We start from the raw sequence: 23,255 nt of genomic DNA, 5'->3' as shown, positions 1-23,255 counted from the left end.
CGATTCGCGTGCCGGGCATGATGAACTGTCCCTCACCGTTTGCCGTCAAACGCTTCAACGTGGACATTGGAATCCCAAACCATTAGGGTCTGCGGGCTCCATGGTGCGCCTGTCTACCCGATGTAGGGTGCGTGGGGTAGTTGTGCCGATAACTCTGCCGCGGGGGCGAGAGATGAACCGAGTGGCCGCGTCGCTAACGACGTTGTTATTGCTGTCAGCATGCTCATTTCCCGGCATGCGCGTGGATATCGGGGAAGAACAGGAATCCACCTGGTTCAGCAGTGGGGACCCGCGCCAGTCGGAAACAGGCCAACCTGTGCACCCCGAATACGATGCCACGGTCCGTCGCATCACGCCTTCGCTGGTTGCCGACTTGCAGCGCGAGGATGCGGCGAATCCTTCCGCTGACACTCGACTACCCACAACCGACGAGAACGGCTATCCGCAGTATCGGGTTGGCAAGGGCGATATCCTCAGCGTCATCGTCTACGGCCACCAGGAACTCACCAATCCGGCCGGCACCACCGAGTCCGTGGCTTCATCCGGCCGGGTTGTCGACGCCCGCGGCAAAATCTACTTCCCCTTTATTGGCGACATGGATGTCGCCGGCCTGACCACCGAGGAAATCCGCGGACGCATTGCCGACGGCCTGGATCGCGTCATCCGCGACCCACAGGTGGATGTCCGGGTCATCGAATTCCGTAGCAAGCAGGTATTCGTATCCGGCGACATCCAGAGCCCCTGCCGAGTGCCGGTGACGGATATACCCATGACCGTCGACGAAGCCCTCAGTCAGTGCCAGTCACTGAGCAGCGGCGGCGGGTCAGGTGGTAGTGGCAGCGGTGGTCTGTATACCGGCAAGGCATTGCGTTTGATCCGTGACGGTCAGAGCTATCCGATCAACCTGGCCACGCTGCACAGCGGTGCCGACGAGTTCTGGTTGAAGGCCGGTGATCGTCTGGTTCTGGACGAGAACATCCAGAAGGTATTTCTGCTGGGTGAGTTTCAGGAGCAACTGGCCATTCCCGTCGGTTATGACGGCATCACGCTGGCGGATGCGGTCACGGGCGCGGGCGGTCTCGACCTGGCAACCGCCGATTCCAGCAAGATCTACGTCATCCGCGGCCTGATCGAACGCCGCCGTACCGAGGATGACACGGTGGTCGCCAACCTGAATCCGATGGTCTACCAGCTGGACGCCAAGTCGCCGCAGGCCTTGATCCTGGCCCATCAGTTCGAACTGCAACCGCGTGATGTGGTCTACGCCTCAGCGGCCAGCCTGGTCAACTTCAACCGTGCCCTGGCGGAAATCACGCCCACGCTGAATCTGTTGTTCCAGTCGTTCCTGATTTTTGACCGCTCCAACAACTAAACCTGTTAACACACGCCGATTTGCCGCGCCATCAGTGTTGCTGGTGGCGTCGGGGGAAAAGGCGTGGCGACGGCTCAGCGACCGAATCTGACTGAATGAAACCACAAGACTCTCAAGCCCCTGCCATCGTGGAAGGCGATGACGGCATCAACGTCCGCGAGCTTATCGGTGTCGTACTCGAGAACGGGCTTTGGGTGATTGCGGCGGTGGTGCTTTCACTGCTCGTCGGTGCCTACATCGCGTATACCGAGTCCGATGTCTATCAGGCCCAGGCCCTGGTCCAGGTAGAGCGGCAGAAAAGCCTGTTCGAAGACAGCCTGGCCATCGGACCCCAGCAGCCGCAGAGCAGCGCCCAGGTGGAAATCCTGAAATCGCGGTCGGTCATCGGCGCCGCTGTGCGCGAACTCAACCTCAACCTCGACGCCCGCCCGGTCCACCTGGGCCGCCTGGGCGCCGCCATGGCCCGTGGCTACCAGGGTGAGCGGCCCGCCGCGCCGCCGCTGCAGTGGCTGCCCCTGGGCGGGCTGCTGGACGGCTACGCCTGGGGCGGTGAGCGAATCGACCTCGGCCGCCTGGAGGTGCCCGACGCGCTGCTGGGCGTGCCGCTGACCCTGCGGGCCGAGGGGGACAAGCGCTTTGCCCTGCTGGCGCCGGGTGCCCGCACGCTGCTGACCGGCACCGCGGGGCAGGTCGCCACCGCCGATTACGCCGGAGGCGAGGTACGCATCTTCGTGGCGGCGCTGAAGGCACGGCCAGGCACGCATTTCACCGTAGTGAATCGCCCGATCGGCGGTGTCGTGTCATCTCTCCGCAGTCGCCTGGAAGTCACCGAAACCGGCCGCCAGAGCGGCGTGCTGGACATCAGCTACACCGCCGGTTCGCAGCAGCAGGCGCAGACCCAGCTCGACGCCATCACGGAAGCGTATCTGCGTCAGAATGTGGAGCGTCAGAACGAGCAATCCCGCCAGACGCTGTCGTTCCTGCAGGAACAGTTGCCAAACCTCAAGGAAGAGGTCGATACCGCACAGAGCAAGCTGCGTGATTATCAGGAGCGGGAAGGCTCCGTCGACCTCAGCCTGGAAGCGCAGGGGCTGCTGGGCCAGGTATCCGATATCGAGCAACAGTTATCCGAGCTGGAGCTGAAGGAATCCGAGCTGCTGCAGGAGTACACGGCGGAGCATCCCACGGTGCAATCGGTCCGCCGCGCCCGCTCGCAACTGCAGCAGGAGCGACGGGAAATCGAATCCAAGCTGCAGAAACTGCCCGAGCGCGAAGCGCAGTTCCTGGAACTGTCGCGCGACGCCAAGGTGGCCAACGAGCTGTATGTGCAGCTCCTGAACCGCGCCCAGGAATTGGAAGTCACCAAGGCCGGTACCACCGGTTTCGTCCACATCGTGGACAGCGCCTATGCCAGCGGCCAGCCGGTCTGGCCGAAGACGAGTCGGATCATGCTGCTTGCCCTGGCCGCCGGCCTGATCCTGGGGCTGGGGCTGGCGTTCCTGCGCGACGCACTACGCCTGACATTGCGTGACCCCGATGTCATCGAACAGAAGGTGGGCCTGCCGGTCTATGCCACCATTCCCTACAGCCGAACACAGTCCCGCCTGGCACAGGATAAACGCCAATCGGGCATCCTGGCGCTGACCAGCCAGGACGATCTGGCGCTGGAAGCCCTGCGCAGCCTGCGTACCAGCCTGCAGTTTGCGCTGATGGAGGCAGGCAGCCCGGTGGTATGCATCACCAGCCCGGCGCCCGGCGCCGGCAAGAGCTTTGTCAGCAGCAACTTGGCCCTGCTGGTGGGTGAACTCGGCAAACGCGTGCTGCTGGTCGATGCCGACATGCGCCGCGGGCATATCCACCGCGCCTTCGGCTTGTCCCGCTCCCCCGGCCTGTCGGATATCGTCACCGGTGAAGTGTCGCCGGAATCCGTCATTCATCGCGTGGCGGAGGAGCGCATGGACTTCCTCTCCGGCGGCACCATTCCCCCCAACCCGTCGGAACTTCTCCTGAATCCCCGATTCCGAAACCTGCTTCAGACCTGGAGCGAGCAGTACGACCTGGTGCTGATCGACACGCCGCCACTGCTGAGCGTGACGGACGGCGTCATCGTGGCCGAGCAGAGCGGCACCACGCTGCTGGTGGGGCGTTACAACCAGACCCGCCTGCACGAAATCGACACCGCCACCAAGCGGCTACGCCAGAGCGGCGCCCGGCTCAGCGGTCTGGTATTCAACGCTTACCGGCCCGGCGTGTCCCGCTACGCCTATGGCAAATACGGATACCACGCCTACCGGTATGGTTCCGGGTAGGCGCGGACGCCACACCCGGGTCGCGCTGCAAGACTAGGCGGCCGACATGTTCCGTGACCTGAAAGAACTCTACGCGCTGCTTGCCCCGGAGCAACGCCGCAAGCTATGGCGCTTGCAGATCCTGGTGGTATTGATGGCATTTGCCGAAATCGCCGGGGTGATTTCCATCGGGCCCTTCATGACGCTGGTCGGCGACATGCAGCAGCTGCAGGGCGACGGCCTGCTCGCCGGCCTCTACCGCGCCAGCGGCCTGGCCGAACCGCGGGACTTCCTCTTCTGGGTGGGCGTGGGCGTACTGGTGATGCTCACGGTCGCGGCGGTGATCTCCATGGTCACGGTCTGGCGCCTGTCGCTCTACGGCGCCCAGGTCGGCGCCGAACTGGGCAGCCGCCTGTTTCGTCAATACATGCACCAGGACTGGCTCTTCCATTCCAGCGGCAGCAGCAGCCAGCTCACCAATCAGATTGCCCAGGAAGCCCAGCGCATCACCGGCCAGATCATCAATCCCCTCATGCAGATGAATGCCAAAGCGGTGATGGCCTCGCTGATGGCACTGGCCATTTTCCTCTACAACCCGGCGGTCGCCCTGGTGGGGCTAACCGTCTTCGGCGTGGCCTACCTGCTGCTCTACCGCACCGTGCGCCGGCGGCTGACCGCCAACGGCGCGGCGATCACCCGCGCCCAGCGTCAGCGCTTCAAGCTGATGGCGGAGGGCTTCGGCGGCATCAAGGACGTACTGCTGCTCGGCCGGCAGGACACGATCACCCGCCGCTTCGTGGATGCCAGCCAACGCTTCGCCCGGGCTCAGGGCACCACCATGGCGCTCTCCCAGGTGCCGCGCTACGCCATGGAACTGGTCGCCTTCGGCGCCGTGATTTTCCTGGTCCTCTACCTGCTGGCCAGCCACCAGGGCAACCTCGGCGCCATCCTGCCGGTGCTCTCCGTCTACGCCCTGGCCGGCTTCAAGCTGCTGCCGGCATTCCAGCAGGTCTACCAGGGCGTCTCGCAGATCCGCGGCAACCTCGCCGCCTTCGAGGCCGTCCGTGACGACCTGCGCGCCAGCATGATGGAGACGGGCAGGACACAGGACCGGGAGCAGGACACGACCGACGCCCCTCACTGGTCACCGCAGCAATCCATCGAACTTCACGACATCACCTTCCGCTACCCCGGCAAGGAAGAACCGGCCCTGCGCGGGCTGAGCATGGAGATCCCCGCCAACAGCGTGATCGGCCTGGTGGGCGCCTCCGGCTCCGGCAAGTCCACCGCCATCGACCTGCTCTTGGGCCTGATCCTGCCGGAGACCGGCGAGGTGCGCATCGATGGTCAGCCAGTAACCAGGCAGAATCGTCGCGCCTGGCAGAACAGCGTGGGGTTCGTGCCCCAGAGCATCTACCTGGCGGACAGCTCAATGCGCGAGAACATCGCTTTCGGCCTGTCGCCGGAGGCCATCGATGACGACAAGGTCCGCCGCGCCGCCACCATGGCCCACCTGGACGAATTGCTCGAAGAACTGCCCGGCGGCCTGGAAACCCGCGTGGGCGAGCGCGGCGTGCAGCTATCCGGCGGCCAGCGCCAGCGCATCGGCATTGCCCGCGCGCTCTACCACGACGCCGACGTGCTGGTCCTCGACGAGGCCACCAGCGCCCTGGACGGCATCACCGAGAAACTGGTCATGGATGCCATCCACGACTTCGCCGGCAAGAAGACCATCATCATGATCGCCCACCGCCTGGCCACCGTGAAGCAGTGCGACAGCATCTACCTCATGGCCGATGGGCGGGTGACCGATTGTGGTTCGTTCGACGAACTTGCCCAGCGAAATGCCTTATTCAAGCGCATGGCAGATCATGCCTGACTCCGAAGCACATGCAGCAGAAGTCAGACGAGATAGGCATCACCAAAATTGGCTGAGGCACTGAATGAAAACCTCACGTGTACCCATCATTACCGTATTGACATGTACCTATGATCGTGCTTGGGCCATTCCTAGATTGTATGAAAGCTTGCTTAAGCAGGAATCAGTGCTATTCGAATGGGTCGTTGTCGATGATGGCTCTCGAGACGATACAGGGTGCTTGATCAATAAGCTCAAACAAGAATCCGGATTCCAAATCCGGTATGTATACCAGAAGAACTCGGGTAAACATATCGCATTTAACCGCGGCGTCTCTATGGCGCGGGGCGATTTCGTCGTGCCGTTAGATTCTGACGATGAATTGTTGCCAGGGTCACTTGGTAAGCTTTTCGCGTCTTGGCATAACATTTCAGCAAAAAAAAAGGCGGACTGCGCGGGTGTCTTGGGCAGATGTGTTACAGCGAATGGAGAGCTATTTGGTGACAAATTCGCAGAAGATTATTTTATTGGAGATCTTAGAAGGCTGCGACTTAAAGACAAGATAAAAGGGGATTTTAGTGGATTTCTTCGGGCAGACGTTCTAAAAGAATTTCCCTTTCCAGAATGCGGCGTAGGAAGAATTAGTTTTTTTCCAGAAAGGATTGTTTTTTTCAGGATTGCCAAAAAGTACAATATTTTATTTCTGAAGGCCGGCATCATGACATACAACCACGATTCTCCCCAAGAACAGCTTACTTCGTTGCCCATGTCACGCAAATACGAAGCGCATCGATTGCATGCAAAACATATGTTAAACGAGAACCTGGATTGCTTTTTCATGAATCCAAAATTTTTTGTGAGGGAGGCTGCGTATTTTACGCGAGTTTCGTTACATCTTAAGATTCCGACTACAATGACTCTTAAAGGCGTGAATGGTTTCAAAGCAAGATGTTTGGTTTTTATGTCTTATCCAATTGGAGTTATTCTGTTTTTATTGGATCGAAAACGGGCTGGCTGCTTTGTTCGGCATTCATAGATAGGTAAATGATTTCATCAGTGGATTTCGTCGCGGGGCGACTAGATTAAATGATGCGTAGCGCGGCAATGGATTCATTCAGGAAACGGCTTCTGTTTTTCTATTTTGGCTCTGGACAGTTTCGTTATGGCATAGCGGAAGTGTTTCGTCATGTGCTCAATGGTCTGGATAAGCAGCGTTATGATCTCTTTCTGGTGATTACGGGAACTCTGAACGAGTCAGTGGATAACCTGTCGGCTGACGTCACCGTCATCGAACTTGGTCATGAAGGATTGAAGAAGTCCTTTCTCCCTCTAGTAAAGGCGATACGCCGGATTCGGCCGGATCTTGTGGTCTCGGCCATGGTGCATCCCAACGTTCTTGCTGCATTGGCACGACTTGTTTCTCGGTATGATTGTAAGCTGGTATTGACAGTTCACAGTGTTATTACTCCGCAATTGGAAAATATGTGGAGCGAAAAGCAGGGGCGGATGATCCGCAAGGCGGTTCAGCTCACTTACCCCAGTGCGGACCATCTTGTTTACGTCTCCCGGGCTGTAAAAGAGGACTTCGAGAAATATTTCTCGCGTCTACCGGGGGTCTCAGTGATTCACAATCCGGTGCTCAAGGAATCGGCTCTCCCTGAACCGGATTTCACCGTTAAGGAGCCTGGACTGATCGCCGTTTCTTCGAGACTCACGGGATACAAGAAAATCGACGAAGCCATAAGCGCACTCCAGTTCCTGGAGGAGCGCTACCACCTAGTGGTGATGGGCGATGGCCCCGAGCGCGGACGGCTCGAAGCCCTGGTGGCCGAGCTGGATTTGGATGAGCGAGTCGAGTTCACCGGCTACGTGGACGACCCGTTCGCGTGGTATCGCAAGGCGGAGATCTTCGTGTTGCCTTCCGTGTGGGAGGGGTTCGGCAATGTCCTGATCGAGAGCATGGCCTGCGGTTGCCAGGTGGTGGCCAATGCCTCGGCCTGGGCACCCCCCGAGGTGCTCGGGTACGGTGAATACGGCTTTCTTTATGAAGGCGGTCAACCGGAGGCTCTGGCTTCCGCAATCAAGAAGGCGGCTACGGAGCCGAAACCGAAAGAAAAACTGTTGCGGTACGCGCAGCGCTTTACGGACAAGCGAGTCGCGCGGGAGTACGAGCAACTGTTTGACTCGTTGGTCGGCAGTCCCCGAATGAACTCCTCGGAGTCTCAGTGATGCATTTCTTTATCGCGGGGTATCCGAAAGCGGGCACGACATCCCTCTACGATTACCTGGGTAGTCACCCCGACGTCTTCGTTCCCAAGATCAAGGAGCCGCACTATTTTACCGAGGATTACCCCGGTTCGCGGGAGGTGACGACCGGATATGAGTACCGGGCGTTGTATCGGGATGCCGAACCATATCAGCAACGAGGCGATGCCTCGGCTTCGGTAATCCATTCGGACGTGGCAATCGACCGGATACTTGAGCGGTACCCGGAGGCCAAGTTCATCGTGCTGGTCCGTGATCCGGTAGCGGCGGTGCGATCGTTCCATGGCGAGCTGCTGCACAACCTGAACGAGGATATGGCGGACTTCGAGCGTGCCTGGCGGTTACAGGCGGCGCGGGCTGAGGGCCGAGACATACCCGCTACCTGCCGGGAGCCGCGCTTCCTGCAGTACCGTGAGATATTCCATTACCGGGAGCAGTTGCCGGCGTTCTTTAAAAAGGTGCCCGCGGAGCAACGGCTGGTGCTGGTATTCGAGGAGTTCTTTGCCGATCCCCGGGCGGGGTATCGGCAGGTGTTGGATTTCCTCGGGCTGGAGGATGACCGTCGCAGCGACTTCTGCGCGGTGAACACCGCCCGCCGGCATCGCTTCCGTTGGTTGGCGGAACGCCATCGGAAGATGGTGGATGACGATGGCTGGGTCTATCGCGGCTTGAAGGGTGCCATGTCGCGAATGGGTATTCACCCCTCGGACATCCTGGCGCGCTTCAATCGCAAACCCGGCGGCAAGCCGGCGATCAGCGCGGCCTTCGAGGCGGAGCTCCGCGAGCATTTCCGGCCGGATGTCGAGGCAGTCGAGCACTTGCTCGGCCGCGAAATCGAGCACTGGCGGCACTAATGGCCCGTATCGGCATCGTGATCTATTCCCTGGCGGGGGCGGGAGCGGAACGGGTATCCGTTAACCTCGCCCATGAGTTCGTCGCCGCGGGTCATGCGGTGGATTTCGTGCTGGCCCAGGGCGAGGGCGAGCTGATGGGGGAAGTACCGCCGGGTTCGGGCGTGCACGTGGCTCGGTCTGGCGGGGCGCGCGCGTGGCGTGCCGCGATTGCCCATTACGTGGACACGCAGGCGCCAGACGTGTTGCTGGCGATGATGGAAGGGGCTGGCGTACTGTCTCTTCAGGCAGCCAGAGGCCGTTCCGTACCTGTCTACGTGGTCTCGCATATCCATTTCTCGCGGCACTGCCGCCATGCCTCGCGCTGGAAGGAGCGGTGGCTGATGCCGCTGGCTGCGCGCTGGTACTTGCGCGGGGCCGCCGGCGTGATCGGCGTCTCGCAGGGCGTGAGCGAGGACATCCGTCGCGCCGCCGGCCTGAAGCGCGAGAAGGTTCACACCATTTACAACCCGATCCTGACCGAGGACTTCTACCGCAAGGCGGCGGAGCCCGTGGACCACCCGTGGTTCGAGCCCGATCGGGGCTCGCTGACGGTGGTGACCGTGGGACGCCTGACCGCACAGAAGGATCACGACACCCTGCTGCGCGCGATCAGCGAGGTAAACCGGCAGCGACCGGTGCGGCTGGTGGTGCTGGGGCAGGGCGAGCGCCGCGAGGAACTCGAAGCATTGGCCCGGGAACTGGGCATTGGCGAGATCGTCGAGTTTGCCGGCTTCGATCCCAACCCGTATCGCTACATCGCCGCGGCCGACGTCTTTGCCCTGTCCTCCCGTTGGGAGGGTTTCGGCAATGTGCTTGTCGAGGCCCTGGCATGCGGGACAGGTGTGGTGTCGACGGACTGTCCCAGTGGGCCGAGTGAAGTCTTGGGGGAGGGCGAGTACGGCGAACTGGTTCCCGTGGGGGACAGCAGTGCGTTGGCTCGTAGCATCGTGGCGGCCGCCAGTCGTCCGGCGGAAACACGCGGACTTTTTCAACATCTGGAGAGGTTCAAGGCGGCTCGGGTGGCACAGGAGTATCTGCACGTAATGGGCCTGATCGAAGGAGACGATTCGTGACCGTCCTGAAAAGCGACAACTGGAGGGATGCCGCGCTGCGGTTGGCCAAGCGGACGGCTGGCCGCTCCCTCTATCTGCCAACCGAAGCCCCCCATTTCCAAGTCAAGGTGGATGGCGAGTGGTACGTGTTCTGCGCCATCCACAAGAACGCCTCTTCCTCGATTCGGTCGATCGTGGAAAACGCCTCGGCCCTGAAGCGAGCGGAGAATCAGTCCATCTTCAACTTCCTGTTTCTTAACCATCTGGTTCGCAGCAGGAAGGAGATCGAGCGCGCCCGTCACGTCATGGTGTTCGTCCGTCACCCGCTGGACCGGGTGGTTTCGTGCTTCCAGAACAAGTTTATTCAGCAAAAAGGCAACCGCACGATCTTTGCTGATTACCGAGCAGTCACCAAACGGGATCCGTGCAAATCCAGTTTCGAGGAATTCGTCTCCGGCTATATAACTGCATGTTTTGCCGGCAAGACGGAGGTGGGTGGGCGCCATGATCGCCACATCTATACACAACGTCAGCAGCTGCTGCCCGTGGACTACGACGTGGTGAAACGCGTAGATGAGTTCGACGAAACCATGGAGAGGGCGGGACTTGCGCACTTGTTGCCCGGCAGGGCTAACGCCACGTCGGGAAAAGTCCGGGTATCGGATGCCTGGCGACTGACAGCCGATGAGCTCAATGAACACTATCGAAAGACCGGTGAAACCCCGGGCAAGGCGTCACTATTGAGCGACGAGTTGGTCGACCAGATTAATCAGTTGTACCGGGCCGATCTCCAGGCATTCGGGCACTTGTTTGACAAGGAGGTGGGGTGAAACTGCTCTTCGTCATTGGTGACATCTCCGCCTACGGCGGCACGGAGCGAGTGACGACGGAGATCGCCGCCGCGCTCGCCGAGGCAGGGCACGAGGTGAGTATCCTGAGCCTGTTTGGTCCGGCTGACCCCTGGTTCGACATGCCGGACGAGATCCGAGTGAAATCCGCCGGACTGGAGCCGGCCGGCGGCAGCCTGCGTCGTGCCGCGGCCATTTCACGTTCCTTGAAGAGCGAGGCCCGGTCGTCGGGCGCGGATGCCATGATCCTGGTGGACACCATCCTGTTCGCGTTCTGCGTGCCCTGGGCATGGCGATCCTCGGCCAAGGTCATCTGCTGGGAGCACTTCAACCTCACCACCAGTCACGGCACGCGCATGCGGGATCTGGCACGGCTGGCGGCGTCCCGCCTGAGCGACCGGGTGGTGGTGCTGACCGAGCGGGATGCCGAGGCCTGGCGTGAGAAATACCGGATTACCGACCGGGTCCAGGCGATCTGGAACCCGATCCCTCGTTTCCCGGAAACCGGCGATTCATCGCCGCGTCAGGAAGACAGTCGTGCCATCGCCCTGGCGGTCGGTCGCCTGACGAGGCAGAAAGGGTTCGACGTGCTGCTGCGAGCCTGGGCGTTGATCGGATCGGCAAGGGAAGGCTGGCTGCTGCGCATCGTCGGCGGTGGCGAAGAGGAAACCGCCCTCAAGGCCTTGGCCGCCGAGCTGGGGGTCGAGGATTCGGTGGTATTCGTGGGCCAGGTGCGTGACGTGGCGAGCGAGTACCGTGCCGCCTCCTTGTACGTGATGAGCTCCCGCTGGGAAGGGCTGCCGATGACGCTCCTGGAGGCCCAGCATTTCGGCTTGCCCAGCGTCTCCACGGACTGCCCCACCGGCCCGCGCGAGGTGCTTTCCGGTGGCAGTGGTCGGTTGGCGGTGCCCGAAGACCCACAGGCACTGGCGGAGGGTCTGGCCGATGTGATGCGCGATGCCGGCAAGCGGGCCGCCATGGCGGATGCGGCCGGGGAAAACGCGCAGCGGTATCGGCCCGAGGGAATACGAAAGGAATGGGAAGCGATGCTGCGCGGGCTGGACGTGGGATGAGTCTGGGGAGGTCCGGCCCGGACGGCAAGAGCTCGATTGGAGTCGGCAGGGTGGGTCGGTGAGAATCGCGTTGGTGATTACAAGCCTGGGCGTCGGCGGCGCGGAGCGTTTGGTTACCGATTTGGCGGATCGGTATGCCGCCGACGGTCATCAGGTGCTGCTGGTCCGGTTTCATGGTGAGGCCGAATTGCGCCCGTGTGATCCGCGGGTGCGGTTGGAGAATCTGGACATGCGTCGCAGTCCGTTGGGCGTGCTGGCCGCGATGTGCCGTTTCCGCCGGTTCATTCGGGCATTTCGCCCGGACGTGGTGAACAGCCACCTAGTGCATGCCAATATCCTGACCCGGCTGTTGCGTCTAGTCACATCCATGCCCTGGCTGGTCTCCAGCGCGCACAACACCAACGAGGAGGGGCGTGGGAGGATGTGGGCCTATCGGCTGACTGATCGCCTGGCGGATATCTCCACCAATGTCTCCGATGAGGCGGTGGCGGTCTTCGAGCAGCAGGGTGCCGTCAAGCCGGGGCGCATGCTGGCCATTCACAACGGCATCGACACCGGGGCCTTTGCCTTCGACCCGGTCGCAAGGGCGCATGTCCGCTCGGAGCTCGGCCTGGAGGAATCCACGCCGTTGCTGCTGGCGATGGGCCGCTTGTGGGAGCAGAAGGATTACCCCAACCTCTTGCACGCCCTCGCCGGGTTGGGGGCAGGGCCCGTGCCGCCGACGCTCGTGATCGTGGGCGACGGACCATTGCGGGACGAGCTGGGGGCCCGGGCCGACTCGCTGGGCGTGGCGGACCGGGTGCGATTTCTGGGCGTACGCCATGACGTGCCGGCGTTGATGTCCGCCTGCGATTTGTTCGTTCTGTCCTCGGCCTGGGAAGGCTTCGGGCTGGTGGTGGCGGAGGCCATGGCCTGCGAGCGGCCGGTGGTGGCCACGGACTGCGGCGGGGTGCGCGAGGTAGTCGGCGGTGCGGGTTTCCTGGCGCCGCCGCGGGACGCGCAAGCGCTCACCGAGGCGATGAAACGCGCCCTGTACCTGCCCGACGAACAACGCCAACGCCTCGGCACGGCCGCGCGTGATCGCGTGGTGGCACGCTATTCACTCGACGCGATGGCTGAAAAATACCTGGCCGTGTACCGCGGTACCGACGGAAGAGACGAGGAGTGAGATGAAGATTCTGGTAACCGGCGGCGCCGGCTACATCGGCTCGCATGCCGTCGTGGTGCTGCTGGAGGCGGGGCACGAGGTGGTCGTGCTGGACAACCTGGCCAATGGCTCGGCCGAGGCGGTGACCCGTGCCGCGGAGATCGGTGGCCGGGCGGTGCCCTTGGTCGAGGGTGACGTGCGCGATCGCCGCTTGCTGGACGAGATCTTTGCCGAACATCACGTGGATGCGGTGATGCATTTCGCCGGGCTCAAGGCGGTGGGCGAGAGCGTCGAGCAGCCGCTCGAGTACTTCGAGAACAACGTCGGCGGGGCGATAATGCTCTGCCAGGCCATGGCGGCGGCGGACGTGCGCCGCCTGGTGTTCAGTTCCTCGGCCACGGTCTACGGCGAGGGCCATCCCCTGCCGTGGCACGAGGGGCTGCCCACGGGCACGCCGAGCAATCCCTACGGCCGCTCCAAGCTGATGGTGGAGCAGGTGTTGACGGACATGGCCGCCTCGGACCCGCGCTGGCGCATCGGGGTGCTGCGCTACTTCAATCCGACGGGGGCGCACGAGAGCGGGCGCATCGGCGAGTCGCCGCGTGGCACTCCCGACAACCTGGTGCCCTACATCGCCCAGGTGGCCAGCGGGCGGCGGGAATCGCTGGCCGTGTTCGGCAACGACTACCCCACCCACGACGGCACCGGCGTGCGCGACTACCTGCACGTGATGGACCTGGTGGAAGGGCATCTCGCGGCGCTGCAGGCGCTGGATACCCGCCCGGGGGTGAACGTGTGGAACCTGGGCACCGGGCGGGGCTACTCGGTGCTGGAAATGTTGCGCGCCTTCGAAAAGGCCAGCGGGCGGGCAGTGGCCTACCATTTCGCCCCGCGGCGTGACGGAGACATCGCCGCCTGCTGGGCGGATCCCGGCAAGGCCCGCGAGGAACTGGGCTGGTCGACCCGGCGGGACCTGGACGCCATGATGGCGGATGTCTGGCGCTGGCAGCAGGCCAATCCGGAAGGCTACGACTGATGTGCGGCATCGCGGGTTTCTGGGGCAGGGCGTCGGCGGATGGCGAGATCGCCGAGCGCATGGCCGCGCGCATCACCCGCCGCGGGCCGGATGACGCCGGGGTCTGGACGGATGCGAATGCCGGCGTGGCGCTGGCGCATCGTCGTTTGTCAATTCAGGATCTCTCGCCGGCCGGTCACCAGCCGATGCGCTCGCCCTGCGGGCGCTACACGCTGGTCTACAACGGCGAGATCTACAACCACCTCGATCTGCGAGCCGAGCTCGCGGCCGAGGGCGGTGCCTTCGACTGGCGCGGCCACTCGGACACGGAGACCCTACTGGCCGCGCTGCGACACTGGGGTGTGGCGGAAACGCTGGCGCGGCTCAACGGCATGTTCGCGTTCGCGCTCTGGGATGCGCGCGAGGCTACGCTGTTCCTCGCGCGGGACCGGATGGGCGAGAAGCCGCTCTACTACGGGCGCAATGGCGACACGTTCCTGTTCGGTTCCGAGCTCAAGGCCCTGACCGCGCATCCGCGCTGGCAGGGCGAGATCGACCGCGATGCCCTGGCGCTGTACCTGCGCTACAACCACGTGCCGGTGCCGCACAGCATCTACCGCGGCATCGCCAAGCTGCCGCCCGCGCACGTCGTCGCCATCCGCGACGGCGGACGCAGCATCGGTGAACCGCAGTGCTACTGGGACCTGCCGCGTATTGCCGAGGCGGGCGTGGCGCGGGCCGGTGGCACGGCGGACGAGCTGACCGACGAGCTGGACGGTCTGCTGCGCGATGCCGTGGGTCGGCGCATGGCAACGGACGTGCCGCTGGGGGCTTTCCTTTCCGGCGGTTACGATTCCAGCACGGTGGTCGCGCAGATGCAGGCGCAGAGTGAGCGGCCGGTGAAGACGTTTTCCATCGGCTTTCACGAGCCCGGTTACAACGAGGCCGAGCACGCGAAGGCCGTTGCCCGCCATCTGGGCACGGACCATACCGAGTTTTATGTCAGCGCGGACGAGGCCCGTTCGGTGATCCCGCATCTGCCGACTATCTACGACGAGCCGTTTGCGGATTCCTCGCAGATTCCGACGTACCTGGTCAGCCGGTTGGCGCGTCAGCACGTGACCGTGAGTTTGTCCGGCGACGGGGGTGATGAACTGTTCGCCGGTTATAACCGGCACGTGGTCGGCCCCGGCGTATGGGCGCGGGTTTCCCGGTTGCCGCCAGGGTTGCGGCGCTTTTTCGGGCGGTTACTCGATCTGCTGACACGCCTGGGCGGCGTGCCCAACATCGGGCGTGTGCCGCAGTTGCGGGACAAGCTGGAAAAGCTCAGCCGGGCGATGGCGGCCGCGGATGGGCCGGGGTTTTATCGGGATCTGGTGTCGCACTGGGCGGATGCCGACGAGGTTGTGATTGGTGGCGGCTTCGATCGGACCGTCCTGCACCGTACTGCAATGGCATTGCCCGGGCTCCGGGAGCAGATGCTGCTGATGGATATGCTGGGCTATTTGCCGGATGACATTCTCACCAAGGTAGACCGTGCCAGCATGGCCGTGAGCCTGGAGGCCCGGGTGCCGCTGCTTGACCACCGCCTGGTGGAGTTTGCCTGGCGGGTACCCACGGCATACAAGGTGCGGCACGGACAGGGTAAGTGGCTGCTGCGTCAGGTGCTTTACCGCTACGTGCCGCCGGCCTTGATGGACCGACCCAAGATGGGTTTTGCGTTGCCGGTGGGGGATTGGTTGCGTGGCTCGTTGCGGGATTGGGCGGAAGAATTGCTGGACGCCTCTCGCTTGCGCCAGCAGGGGTTCTTTCACCCCGAGCCGATCCGTCGGGCCTGGACCGAGCATCTTGCCGGCAAGCGGAACCACAGCGAGCGGCTCTGGGGTGTATTGATGTTTCAGGCCTGGCTGGAGGCGGCTTAAGTGATTGTCTATTGGTCCATGTATCTGGTGCCGGCCGGGCTGGCATTGGCCCGTGCGCCTCTCGGCCGGGTGATGATGTGGTGGCTGGGTATTGCCATCGCTTTGCTGGTTGGCCTGCGATTTGAGGTTGGCGGGGACTGGGGCAGTTACGTTGGCTACCTGATCCGCGCTCAGGAGTTTTCCCTGGCACAGAATCTTGCGCTGGGCGACCCGGGGTATCAGCTACTGAACTCCGTGGCGGCGGCACTGGGGGCGGGCGTTTGGTTCGTGAATCTGGTTTGCGCGGCGGTTTTCGCTGCCGGCCTGACGGTGTTTGCCCGGCGTCTTCCTGATTCGTTGCTTGCCGTTGCCGTGGCCATGCCGTACCTGGTGATTGTGGTCGCCATGGGTTACACGCGGCAGGCGGTAGCCATCGGGCTGGCTATGATCGGGCTGGCCTATCTGACGGACCGGCGTAATGCCTGGTTCGTGTTTTATATCGCCCTGGCCGCCAGTTTCCACAAGTCGGCCGTGCTGTTGTTGCCGTTTGCGGTGCTAGCCAATACGCGCCGGCGGTTGGCGACCAGTATCTGGGTGGGTATTGCCGGCGCCGTGTTCTACCTGGTGTTTCTGGCCGAGCATGCGCAACGGCTTTGGTACAACTACGTTCAGACGGACTACGCCTATGCCTCGGAAGGGGCGTTGATTCGGGTGTCGATGAATGCATTGCCGGCGGCGGTGTTCCTGTTGCTGCATCGGCGGATTCCCATGACCACGGAACAGCGGGCCTTGTGGTTCTGGGTGTCGGTGTTCAGTTTGGCCTGCCTTGGGCTGGTGATGCAGGCGCCGACGGCGGTTGACCGTATGGCGTTGTACTTCATTCCGTTGCAGTTGGTGGTGTGGAGTTATCTGCCGTTGCGGTTTGTGGGGTCGCAGCGGGCGTTGGTGCGGTATGCCATCCTCGTGTTCTACGGGGCGGTGCTGTTTGTCTGGCTGAATTACGCGACGCATGCGTTTGCGTGGTTGCCTTATCAGTTTTGGCCGGTGGTTGGGGAGTGAGGGGTAAGGTGTTAGGCGTTAGGCGCGATGAATCGCGCCCTACGGTCCGGCGGTTTTGATGTAGGGCCGAATTCATTCGACCGGGTGATCCGGCGCTACGGTGTAGGGCCGGATTTATCCGGCCGGGTTATTCGACGCTGCCGAGTAGGGCCGGGTTTATCCGGCCGGATGATGCGGTGCCGGGGTTTGGTTTTTGGCGTTAGGCGCAATGAATTGCGCCCTACGGTTTGGTGGTATTGGTTTGATTGATTCGGTTTTTATCCGGGGGCGGACCGGATGCAGCAGGGGCAGGGCATGGTGAATGAACAGCCCGTGATCGGGGTGATTGGGCTGGGTTACGTGGGGCTGCCGGTGGCGGTGGCTTTCGGGGGGCGTTATCCCACCGTTGGGTTTGATATTGATCCCCGTCGGGTGGCTGGCCTTCAGGCCGGCCATGACCGGACGCGGGAGGTGACGGACTCGGCGCTGCAGGCTGCCAAGCATCTTTCGTTCTCGGATCGAACCGAGGATTTGCGCGGGTGCAATCTTTATGTGGTGACCGTGCCAACACCGGTCACGCCTGCTCGCGTGCCGGATTTCGGCCCGCTGGAGAAGGCCAGCCGCATGCTTGGGCCGTTGTTGCGGCCCGGGGATACAGTGGTTTACGAGTCCACGGTTTATCCGGGCGCCACCGAGGATGTGTGCGTCCCGTTGCTGGAGGCGGGTTCGGGCCTGGCCTACCGGCGGGATTTTCATGTGGGCTACAGCCCGGAGCGGGCGAACCCGGGCGACCCGGATCACCGCTTGGACAGCATCGTGAAGGTGGTGGCGGCGTCGTCTGCCGAGGTGTGCGACTGGCTGGCGGACTTGTATGGGGAAATCGTGCCGGCCGGCATTCACAAGGCATCCAGCATCGCCGTGGCCGAGGCGGCCAAGGTGATCGAGAACATCCAGCGCGACATCAACGTGGCGCTGGTCAACGAGCTGGCCATGATTTTCGGGCGGCTGGGGCTGGATAGCCAGGAAGTGCTGGCGGCGGCCGGTACCAAGTGGAATTTCCTGCCGTTCACGCCGGGCCTGGTGGGTGGGCACTGCATCGGGGTGGATCCGTATTACCTGACCTACAAGGCGCAGGCGATCGGCTACCACCCGGAAATGATCCTGGCCGGCCGGCGCATCAATGACGGCATGGGCGGTTTCATCGCCGGTGAACTGGTCAAGTTGATGCTGCAGCGGCGCATTCACGTGAATGGCGCCCGGGTGTTGGTGATGGGCATCACCTTCAAGGAAAACACGCCGGATATCCGCAATACGCGGGTGGTGGATATCGTGCGCGAGTTAGAGCAGTTGAACGTGGCGGTTGATGTGCATGACCCGTGGGCGGATGCGGACGAGGTGCAGGCCGAGTACGGTATTGCGCTGGTTGATGCGCCAGAGGCCGAGGCTTATGACGGCCTGATCGTGGCGGTCGCCCATCGGGAATTCCGGGCGCAGGGTAGCGCCTGGGTTCGTGACCGCGGGAAACCGGCGCATGTGGTGTACGACGTTAAGCATTGTTTTCCGGCAGGCGAGACGGATGGGCGATTGTAGCCGTAGGGCCGAATTCATTCGGCCTGCCGGGAATGCCATCGTTGGCCGGTCCTGGCGTGAGGCGCAATGAATTGCGCCCTACGGCCTGGTGGTTTTGGCGTAGGGCCGAATTTATTCGGCCAAGTATTAGGCGGAATGAATTCCGCCCTACGACTGCCGGGTAGGGCCGAATTCATTCGGCCGGGTGACGTGGCGCCGGGGCCTGGACGCTTGGTGCCGAATGCGGGAATAACAGCGACGGGAGTTGATCTTGAAGGTATTGGTGACCGGGGCGGCCGGGTTCATCGGCATGCATGTCAGCCAGCGCTTTCTGGCGCGCGGGGATACGGTTGTCGGGCTGGATAACCTCAACGGGTATTACGATCCTAGCTTGAAGGAAGCGCGGCTGGCGCAGTTGACGCCGCACGAGGCGTTCTCATTCGCGCGGCTGGATGTGGCCGATGCGCCGGGCGTGGCGGCGCTGTTCGAGCGGGAGCAGTTCGATCGCGTGGTGCATCTGGCTGCTCAGGCCGGGGTGCGGCACTCGCTGGATGCGCCGCAGGATTATGTCGACAGCAATGTGACGGGCACGCTGAATATTCTGGAGGGATGCCGGCACCAGAAGGTGACGCACCTCGTTTATGCCTCCACCAGCTCCGTCTACGGCGCTTCCACGCAGATGCCGTTTTCGCCCCATGAAATTGCCGATCATCCGCTGGCCATCTATGCGGCCACCAAGCGGGCGACCGAGCTGATGGCGCATTCCTATTCGCACCTGTTCGGGCTGCCCACCACCGGGTTGCGGTTCTTCACGGTGTACGGGCCGTGGGGACGTCCGGACATGGCGCTGTTCCTGTTCACCCGCAAGATGCTGGCGGGCGAGCCCATCGACGTGTTCAACCACGGCAACCATCGGCGGGATTTCACCTTCGTGGATGACATCGCCGAGGGGGTGGTGCGGGCCACCGATGAAACGGCGACGCCGGATGCGGACTGGTCCAGTGATCGCCCGGATCCGGGCACCAGTGCCGCGCCGTGGCGGATCTACAACATCGGTAATAGCAAGCCGGTGGAGCTCAATCGTTATATCGAGGTGCTCGAGGACTGCCTCGCCGTGAAAGCGGACAAGCGCCTGCTGCCGTTGCAGCCCGGTGACGTGCCAGAGACGTTTGCGGATGTCTCTGACCTGGAGGCGGCGGTGGGCTATCGTCCATCCACCTCGGTCGAGGAGGGTGTGGCCCGGTTTGTCGAGTGGTATCGCGGCTATTACGACGCCTAGGAGCGGCTGGTAATGCCCAAGCTGCTCTATTTTGTAACGGTGGACAGTTACTTCTGTTCCCATCGATTGCCGCTGGCGATTGCCGCGCAGCGCGATGGTTATGAGGTGGTGGTGGTCACGCAGGTCGGTGAGATGGGGCAGCGCATCCGCGAGGCTGGCCTGAAGCTGATTCACCTGCCGTGCTCGCGGCGTAGCGTGAACCCATTCCGGGAGCTACGACTGCTGGCACGCCTGATCGCTATTTATCGGTGCGAGCGGCCGGACGTGGTGCATCACGTGGCTATCAAGCCGGTGCTTTACGGGTCGATCGCGGCACGCCTTGCCGGTGTCCGGGCAACGGTTAATGCGGTTACCGGGCTTGGATATATTTTTTCATCGCAATCACTGCTGGCCCGGGCGTTAAGGCCATTCGTCACGGCAGCGTTTCGTCGATTACTGCGCCGGGGCCGTCTGATTGTTCAGAACCACGACGACGCGGCCCATTTCCAGCGCCTGGGTATCGGTAATCAAGTAGTCATTCGAGGAAGCGGGGTGGATCCCGATGTGTATCGCCCCGGCGATGGGGACAACAGTCACATTGTCGTGCTCGCGTCACGGATGTTGTGGGACAAGGGAGTTGGCGAGTTCGTGGAGGCCGCCGGCCTGCTTCGCCGTGAGGGCTATGAGTGGCGATTTGTTCTGGTGGGGTCGCCGGATGCACAGAACCGGGCGTCGATCTCGGAAGCACAGCTGCATGAGTGGTCGGCGGCGGGTCTGGTTGAGTGGTGGGGACATCGAACGGATATGTCAGCGCTTCTTGCCGGCGCAGCGGTCGCATGCCTGCCTTCCTATCGCGAAGGACTGCCCAAGAGCCTGATTGAAGCTGCCGCTTGCGCGTTGCCGGTTGTAACAACGGACGTCCCTGGGTGCCGGGAAATCGTCCGGCATGGTGAAAACGGCCTTCTGGTGCCCGTCCGGGACGCGGCTGCGCTGGCTGATGCGCTTCGCGAGTTATTCGATGATGCCGGGATGAGGCGGCGCATGGGCAGACAGGGCCGTGCGCGCGTCGAGGACAGTTTTTCCGAACAGGAGGTCGTACGGGCAACGCTGTCGATCTACAAGGATGCCCTTTCGGAAAGCTGACATGCCGGGGCTTCCTGCAAGACATTGATGGCGCGCCACGCCGGGTTGGATGTGGCCTGGTTTGCATTCGCCGGCCCGGGTTGGTAACCCTCGGGGCGTCAACAATGTTTGTAACTGGTCGGGGGCGGCCTGATGGATATGCTTTGGCCGGCAATTTTGGCCCTTCCGTGCTGTGTGCTGGCTATTTTCTTCGTGGAGAGGTTTAGCTGGCGCATCGGGTTGATCGATGCGCCTGGTGGCCACAAGCATCACGATCGCACTGTGCCTGTGGCCGGCGGCCTGGCGATGGCCCTTACCATTCTCTTGATCGTGCCCTGGTTTCTCGGTCTGGGCACGATGCATATCGCGCTGTACGCCGGCCTCGCGTTGGCGACTGCCGTTGGCATTGGCGATGATCTTTTCCATCTGAGCGCCCGGCGTCGTTTGCTTTTTCAGGTCGTCATCACGTTTGTTGCCTTCGTGCTGGTGCCGGAGATGCGTATTGTCCAGCTCGGTGATCTGGTCGGGCTGGGGAATATCACGCTGCCGGGGCTGGCTGGCGTCGTCTTCACCTTGTTCGCCTGCGTTGGCGTCATGAATGCGGTCAACATGATTGATGGTGTCGACGGTCTTGCCGGTTTGTTCGGGTTGCAAGCGGCGATGGCGTTCATGGTGATAGGGAGTGCTCACGCGGGCGTCACGATCCTCGCGGCTATTCTGGCGGCGACGATATTGGGATTCCTGCTGTTCAATCTTCGCCATCCGTGGCGCGGCCGCGCTCGAGTGTTCATGGGTGATGGCGGCAGCATCCTGCTCGGGTTTGCCCTTACCTGGTGTGCGGTGGCATCGTCGCAGCCGGCTGCCGCGCCGGTACAACCAATGGTGATGGTCTGGTTGTTCGGGTTGCCGCTGCTGGATACTGGTTATCTCATCATGGCTCGCACGCTGCGCGGCACGAGCCCCATGGGCGCAGATCGGCGGCATTTCCATCACGTACTCCTCGCCGCCGGTTTGACACCGGGGCAGACCACGGTTGTCTGGAATGCGGTGGCCGCCGCCTTTATCGGCATTGGCGTTACCGCTTACTGGCAGGGCCTGCCGGCAGACGCGCTCTTCTACGGATTCCTCGTCGTCACAGTCATCTACGTGGCGGCCATGAGTGGTGTTTGGCGATTGCAGACGAAGCGCTGGCGAAAGGCTGCAGCAGAGCAAGCGGCGACTGACTGAGTTTGCGCCGATCGTTTGACATCCAATTTGAGTTCGGTACCTTGGCGTTATCCTTGGCAATTGATATTTCAGGCGAGTGCGGGTGTCTGCTGCTGCCTGATGGAATGCTTGGGCACGCGCTAATTCATCGTGTTTGGACAGTGGGGTGAACCATGAGGAAGTTTGTAAAGACGTCACTAGCATGCTCGTCGCTGATTCTGGTGGCTGCATGCGGCGGCAGTGGTGGCGGCGGTGGCGGTCAGACGACCGCGGGCGGTACCGGTTCGTTGGGCCTTATCCAGAACGCGACCGTCAATTTCTACCAGGCCGATGATTCGACCCTGATCGGCAGCGGGGATACCGGCACGAGCGGTACCGTGCAGGTGCCGGCCGGCAGCTACGATGGCCCGGTGGTGGTTGAAATTGTCGGTGACGACGATGATGCGCAGTACTTCGACGAAGCGACCGACCAGTACCAGCCGTTTCCGGCGGGTGACGAGATGCACGCCATCGTCCCGAGTACTGGCGGCGTTGTTGGCGTGACACCGCTGACCGAGGTTGCCTATCAGCAAGCCGTCGCCCAGGGCCTTTTCCCGATTACGACGGGTGCTGTGCAAGGCATCAACGAGATCGTGCGCGCATCGCTCGCGCCTGGCCTTTCCAGCATTCTGACGGTCCCCACGCTCGTTGACGAGAACACGGCTGATAATTCTCTCGGCGAAGGCGAGCCGGATTTGTATGCGATTTATCTCGCTGGCCTGTCAGTCGTTGCCCAGGAGAATGGCGGCGGCGGCGCCCTCGCCGTGCTACGCGCGTTGAGTGAAGATGCCGGCGATGGCGTGATCGACGGTATGAACGGGGGCATGGCAGTTAACGCGCCCTATATGGCCAACTACGTCAACGTGGTAACGGCTGCCATTGACGATGCCGCCATGGCGCTTGGTACTCCGGAAGCCCAGGTCGCGGCTGGTGATACTGCGCCGGATAACAATGATGTGGATGCCGGCGGCGTTGAAAACGATCCGACCGGTGGCACGGGTGGAACCGGCGGCAGCGGCGGTGGTGGCGGGGGCATCTAAGGCCCTCCCTCTGCCAAGCGGCTGCCGTTAGCCGCAACGAGACTGCAATCGGCAGAACGAGGCGGCCAGGCGATTTGTCTGGCCGCCTTTTTTGTAACGGGGATTTGGTTATGCATTCTTCGTTTGGGTCAGGCCATGACAGCGAATCATGAAATGCAGGGTAGGGCAGCATTCATGCCGCCGGCTTGCGGCGGCAGGGGCCGGTTTGTGGTGTTAGGCGTGATGAATCACGCCCTACGGTTTGGGATTTCTAGAAAGGCCGTAGGGCGGT

18 protein-coding genes are annotated in these 23,255 nt (G+C 62.4%); all 18 read left to right on the top strand.

The features are described 5' to 3' along the window. Positions 1-172 precede the first annotated feature (172 nt). The 18 genes from RM531_RS15510 to RM531_RS15425 all read left to right on the top strand — a co-directional run bounded on the left by RM531_RS15510 (position 173) and on the right by RM531_RS15425 (position 22,984). A complete protein-coding gene (locus RM531_RS15510) occupies positions 173-1,372 on the top strand; it encodes a polysaccharide biosynthesis/export family protein (protein WP_311660589.1) in 1,200 nt (399 codons plus the stop codon). Positions 1,373-1,467: 95 nt separating this feature from the next. Next, positions 1,468-3,681, top strand: a complete 2,214-nt coding sequence (locus tag RM531_RS15505) for a polysaccharide biosynthesis tyrosine autokinase (RefSeq protein ID WP_311660588.1) — start codon at positions 1,468-1,470, stop codon at positions 3,679-3,681. Positions 3,682-3,727: 46 nt separating this feature from the next. Next, entirely contained in the window at positions 3,728-5,539 is a 1,812-nt protein-coding gene (locus RM531_RS15500) for an ABC transporter ATP-binding protein (RefSeq protein WP_311660587.1), read from the top strand. 64 nt (positions 5,540-5,603) lie between these two features. Continuing rightward, entirely contained in the window at positions 5,604-6,554 is a 951-nt protein-coding gene (locus tag RM531_RS15495) for a glycosyltransferase family 2 protein (protein WP_311660585.1), read from the top strand. Between the two features lie 50 nt (positions 6,555-6,604). After that, the gene (locus tag RM531_RS15490; RefSeq protein WP_311660583.1) at positions 6,605-7,747 is read left to right on the top strand and encodes a glycosyltransferase; all 1,143 of its coding nucleotides are present in this window, start codon (positions 6,605-6,607) and stop codon (positions 7,745-7,747) included. After that, positions 7,747-8,637 carry a sulfotransferase family protein gene (locus RM531_RS15485; RefSeq protein WP_311660604.1) on the top strand — a complete coding sequence of 297 codons (891 nt, stop codon included), beginning with the start codon at positions 7,747-7,749 and terminating at the stop codon, positions 8,635-8,637. Before RM531_RS15490 ends, RM531_RS15485 begins: the two co-directional genes overlap by 1 nt. Further along, entirely contained in the window at positions 8,637-9,749 is a 1,113-nt protein-coding gene (locus RM531_RS15480; protein ID WP_311660581.1) for a glycosyltransferase, read from the top strand. Before RM531_RS15485 ends, RM531_RS15480 begins: the two co-directional genes overlap by 1 nt. Beyond that, the gene (locus RM531_RS15475) at positions 9,746-10,558 is read left to right on the top strand and encodes a sulfotransferase family 2 domain-containing protein (RefSeq protein WP_311660579.1); all 813 of its coding nucleotides are present in this window, start codon (positions 9,746-9,748) and stop codon (positions 10,556-10,558) included. Before RM531_RS15480 ends, RM531_RS15475 begins: the two co-directional genes overlap by 4 nt. Then, positions 10,555-11,649: a glycosyltransferase family 4 protein gene (locus RM531_RS15470; RefSeq protein ID WP_311660578.1), complete on the top strand. Its 1,095-nt coding sequence runs from the start codon at positions 10,555-10,557 to the stop codon at positions 11,647-11,649. Before RM531_RS15475 ends, RM531_RS15470 begins: the two co-directional genes overlap by 4 nt. Positions 11,650-11,707: 58 nt before the next feature. Beyond that, positions 11,708-12,817: a glycosyltransferase gene (locus RM531_RS15465; RefSeq protein WP_311660577.1), complete on the top strand. Its 1,110-nt coding sequence runs from the start codon at positions 11,708-11,710 to the stop codon at positions 12,815-12,817. A 1-nt stretch (position 12,818) separates the two neighbouring features. After that, positions 12,819-13,832, top strand: coding sequence for a UDP-glucose 4-epimerase GalE (galE, locus tag RM531_RS15460; protein ID WP_311660575.1), 1,014 nt, complete (start codon positions 12,819-12,821; stop codon positions 13,830-13,832). After that, positions 13,832-15,733 (top strand): asparagine synthase (glutamine-hydrolyzing), encoded by a 1,902-nt coding sequence (gene asnB / locus RM531_RS15455; RefSeq protein ID WP_311660573.1) that lies wholly within the window; start codon positions 13,832-13,834, stop codon positions 15,731-15,733. The genes galE and asnB overlap by 1 nt, the downstream gene beginning before the upstream one ends. Positions 15,734-15,760: 27 nt before the next feature. Next, positions 15,761-16,771, top strand: a complete 1,011-nt coding sequence (locus tag RM531_RS15450) for an EpsG family protein (RefSeq protein ID WP_311660572.1) — start codon at positions 15,761-15,763, stop codon at positions 16,769-16,771. Positions 16,772-17,047: 276 nt separating this feature from the next. Beyond that, on the top strand, positions 17,048-18,340 hold the full coding sequence (locus RM531_RS15445; protein WP_311660571.1) for a nucleotide sugar dehydrogenase: 1,293 nt from the start codon (positions 17,048-17,050) through the stop codon (positions 18,338-18,340). A gap of 250 nt (positions 18,341-18,590) precedes the next feature. Continuing rightward, the gene (locus RM531_RS15440; RefSeq protein ID WP_311660568.1) at positions 18,591-19,598 is read left to right on the top strand and encodes an NAD-dependent epimerase; all 1,008 of its coding nucleotides are present in this window, start codon (positions 18,591-18,593) and stop codon (positions 19,596-19,598) included. A 12-nt stretch (positions 19,599-19,610) separates the two neighbouring features. After that, positions 19,611-20,720: a glycosyltransferase family 4 protein gene (locus RM531_RS15435; protein WP_311660567.1), complete on the top strand. Its 1,110-nt coding sequence runs from the start codon at positions 19,611-19,613 to the stop codon at positions 20,718-20,720. 132 nt (positions 20,721-20,852) lie between these two features. Next, entirely contained in the window at positions 20,853-21,926 is a 1,074-nt protein-coding gene (locus RM531_RS15430; protein WP_311660566.1) for an MraY family glycosyltransferase, read from the top strand. 152 nt (positions 21,927-22,078) lie between these two features. Beyond that, positions 22,079-22,984: a hypothetical protein gene (locus RM531_RS15425; RefSeq protein ID WP_311660565.1), complete on the top strand. Its 906-nt coding sequence runs from the start codon at positions 22,079-22,081 to the stop codon at positions 22,982-22,984. Positions 22,985-23,255 lie beyond the last annotated feature (271 nt).

Source organism: Spectribacter acetivorans (assembly GCF_031846305.1).
In the GTDB taxonomy this organism is placed as follows: Bacteria; Pseudomonadota; Gammaproteobacteria; order Nevskiales; family Salinisphaeraceae; genus Spectribacter; species Spectribacter acetivorans.
The sequence above is the reverse complement of the archived record's forward strand: the minus strand, read 5'-3'. Positions and strand labels throughout refer to the sequence as shown.